The following is a 3610-nucleotide window of genomic DNA, read 5'->3' as shown; positions in this document are numbered from 1 at the left end:
CACCCGTAGTCGGGGGAATACTTTTTTCCCAGACCACCGCAAAAAAAATTTGATTTATTTAAAGAAGTGAAGTAGAATGGTAAATATACCCATGAATCTTTAAAATCATTGAAATAATTGTGGTAAGACCACATAAAAGAATAAAACGCCTTACGCCAGTCCAAAAAGCAGGTAGACAAGATCTGCTTGCAGCAATATGCCAAACCCGGCCGACAGGCAGAGCCTGTCGGCCGGGATCAAGGTTGCCGTTGTAGGCAAAACGCTTAATTTTTCGTATACTTACGTGGCTCTTTGAAGGGGACGGTGCGGCGACCATGGCGGACTCTATGATCGCGCCTTTTTTCAGCAGCGGTCCTTCCGTCTGAGATTTCAAAGAGTCAACGTCTTATTGTAAGATACATGTCATAAAAAGGAGGGTTGCTGACCCCCGGAGTCACGGAAAAAAACCCAGAAGCTGAAAAAGAAATGCCACCAGTTTTAGATGAATAAGTTTCATTGCTCCCAAGCTTTCTGTAAATGCATTCCTGTCGGTACATAGCAGCCACCCCCCCTTTCGGCTCGTTTTTGTTTCAACCGAATTGGGACTCTCCTTCCTGAAGAATAAGTAGTTTTCGGGCTTGCTATTCTGTAAAAATCGGTAATTGCATGCTTTTGGAGGGTTGCTCCTTGCTGGTAATTACCTGTTAGGATAGGTGATAATTATGTTGTCGAATTTCAGAAGTGATCTGGAGTCATTAAATGGTTTGGAGTCGGATAGTATCAGGACACTGTGCTATGAACTTCCTTCCGGTTATCAAGATTGCTATAGAACATACGAATATACTAGATTATGCACAATCACGCAAGGGGAAAAATGCATTTCCGTCGACAATAAGACCTTAAAATATGATTCCAGCAAGGTTCTTATTTTACCATCTCAGGCAAAAATAGGAATGAAAATATACAAACCGACAAAAGCAATTGTTTATGAGCTTAATAACATTGTAATTGACCGCGTGAGTGAAGAAATTTGCAATGACTACTCATTAAATCTTTCATTCTTCATTAATCAAAAATTTTATTTAGGAAACAATAAGTATAATGAACTGTTAATTAAAATCAGAGAGGAACTGTGTAAAGAAAACAAATCGGATTTTATCATTAATCTATATACGCAGGAACTTGTCTATCACTTAATTCAAAATGAAGCAATCCGGCAATTGTTGTTAGATAACGAGAATGCCGTCAATAAAGCGATCAGATATATGAACAGCAACTATACGAAGCCGGTGTGTATCAAGGAAATTGCGTATAATTTAGGTATGTCAGAATCAGGCTTATGCCAATATTTCAAAAAAATAACCGGAATAAGCCCGAACAAATATTTTACAAAAATAAAATTGGAAAAGGCAAAAGAAATGCTCAAGGACATCAGTGTTACGGATACAGCGTTCAATTTGGGTTATCTGAATATTTCTTACTTTATTGCCATTTTTAAAAAAATGTATGGGTTAACTCCTAAGCAATATAAAATGAAACTACATAATATCGATACTATTGCAGAGTGAGAGTATGCGAACTTGCTGGCGACGCCACGCAACGCCGGTGCTTCGCCTCTATGACTCTTCTTCCAAGGCTTCCAGCAAGCTGTTTACAGTTTCTCTGCACGGCTTGGGGCGAATTCCTTGATGTGTCCCTTTGATTTCTTCCCCATTGAACCGTACAATTTTTTTGGACAGGGCTTGCTGTCTCCTTTCAGAATGATGTTTCGTGACTTCATTCTTACCGAGACTGCAACCCCTGCCCCTTTTTCATGCCTCTTTTAATTTGCGAAATTGATACAGCCTTATCGCAATCACGTACCCTGTTTCGGGCGCTTTTTCATCAGCTCCACGGCTTCCTTCCCTGTCATATGATGAATGATCATCTCCATCACACAAAGGGGGTTCCACTCCCGGTCAATGGCGGACTTGAGTCTCTGGTCCGTGTTTTCCGGAGCGTATTTGATGGCCAGTTTCTTTATGGCTTCCAACTTTTCGGTGTCATCCTCCACAATCCGGACCGCGCCAAAGACAATCACACTTCTGAAATAAGAGGTGTACTCCTCCGGCACCACCTGATCCCGGTCCACCACACAAAAGGATGCCTTTTCGCAGCGCCGCATCGCGTCAAGTTTATGGCCCTCTTTTGCGCCGTGAAAATAAATCTTGGAACCATCATACACGTAACTGAGAGGAACGGCATAGGGATAATCGTCATCTCCGGACAAGGCAAGGACGCCCGCCGTTCCACGGTTCAGCACCGCAACCGCATCCTCCTCAGACAAAAGCTGCCTTTTTCTGCGCATTTCACGAAACATACCCTTACTCCTCTTGCATGTTGCCGAAAAGGACCCGTGCCCACGCCCACAAAATTTTGTGATCGGGTCCGACACGTTTGTTCGGCAGACAATTTTTTTCAAAGTATACGTTACCCAACGGGCAAAGTCAACATTCCAAGTTTTTCAGAACAAGGTCGTTTCTTATTGCAGAAGCTCGCAAATGCAGCACTAATTTTCGTTACGGCGGTTTTTTCCATCAACCGGTTGGCGGTTCCCTATGAACAGGCGCGGCCTAGAAGCCGCCGGGACCTGCACACCGCCGCAGGGGATATTCTGCGGCGGTGCCGCGCTCTTGAAATTTCGGGGCGGCTGTGATACTATTGATAAATCATTTACGGCAGACAAGCCGCTAATAACTTGACCGTTTTTAGGAAATCGGACATCACGAAAAGGAGCAAGCCCGCCCATGATTAAAATTACCACGGACAGCACCTGCGACCTGCCGATCCCCCTGCTGGGGGAAAATAATATCACGGTGGTGCCGCTGGGCATTGTAAAAGGCGAGCGTGTCTATCAGGACGGCGTGGACATCCATCCAGCGGACATTGCCGCCCATGTGGACGCTGGCGGAGACATCACTACCACCAGCGCCGTAAATACGGTGGATTACCACGAACTGTTCAGCAAACTGCTGAAGGAATACGACGCGGTCATCCACATCAATCTGGGCGCCGGTTTTTCCTGCTGCCATCAAAACGCCAGAATTGCGGCGGAAGAACTGCCGGGCGTTTATGTGGTGGATTCCGCCAATCTGACAGTGGGCATCGGTGAGCTTGCCCTGCGTGCGGCGCGGATGGCACGGGAAGGCCGCGCCCCGGAAGAGATTGTTGCGGAGCTGGAAAGCCTGCGCGACCGGCTGGAGGTCAGCTTTGTGCTGGACCGGCTGGATTATATGAAAAAAGGCGGACGCTGCAATTCCGTCACCGCCATCGGGGCAAATCTTTTGAAGCTGCACCCCTGCGTGGAGGTAATTGACGGAAAAATGTCCGTGACGAAGAAATACCGCGGATCCATGGAGCGGGTGGTAACGGAATACCTCCATGACCGGCTGGACGGGCGAACCGACATCGACACGGAGCGCGTCTGGCTGGTGGACACCGCCTTCTCCCCTGCTCTGGCGGACACGGCAAAAGAGGTTCTACGCGCGGACGGACGCTTTGGCACGATTTTGGAGGGGAAAGCAGGCTGCACCATTTTCTCCCACTGCGGGCCCAACACGCTTGGAATTGCTTTTTTCCACAAGAAGAACAC

The 3610-nt window shown here is 46.8% G+C and carries 4 protein-coding genes; 3 read left to right on the top strand and 1 reads right to left on the bottom strand.

The genetic code is table 11. The annotated features are described in order from the left end of the window. Nucleotides 1–701 precede the first annotated feature (701 nt). Complete coding sequence (locus RT018_RS05440; RefSeq protein ID WP_312939991.1) at nt 702–1547, top strand: AraC family transcriptional regulator; 846 nt, start codon at nt 702–704, stop codon at nt 1545–1547. Nucleotides 1548–1834: 287 nt separating this feature from the next. Here RT018_RS05440 and RT018_RS05435 read toward each other — a convergent pair whose 3' ends face one another. Then, the gene (locus RT018_RS05435; protein WP_312939990.1) at nt 1835–2338 is read right to left on the bottom strand and encodes a pyridoxamine 5'-phosphate oxidase family protein; all 504 of its coding nucleotides are present in this window, start codon (nt 2336–2338) and stop codon (nt 1835–1837) included. A 165-nt stretch (nt 2339–2503) separates the two neighbouring features. Between RT018_RS05435 and RT018_RS05430 the strand changes: the two genes are divergently transcribed. Next, a complete protein-coding gene (locus RT018_RS05430) occupies nt 2504–2674 on the top strand; it encodes a hypothetical protein (protein WP_312939988.1) in 171 nt (56 codons plus the stop codon). Between the two features lie 91 nt (nt 2675–2765). After that, the coding region (locus tag RT018_RS05425; protein WP_312939987.1) for a DegV family protein at nt 2766–3610 on the top strand (845 nt) is incomplete at its 3' end.

Origin of the sequence: Oscillibacter sp. (assembly GCF_032060045.1) — a bacterium.
Taxonomy (GTDB): domain Bacteria; phylum Bacillota; class Clostridia; order Oscillospirales; family Oscillospiraceae; genus Oscillibacter.
The sequence above is the reverse complement of the archived record's forward strand: the minus strand, read 5'-3'. Positions and strand labels throughout refer to the sequence as shown.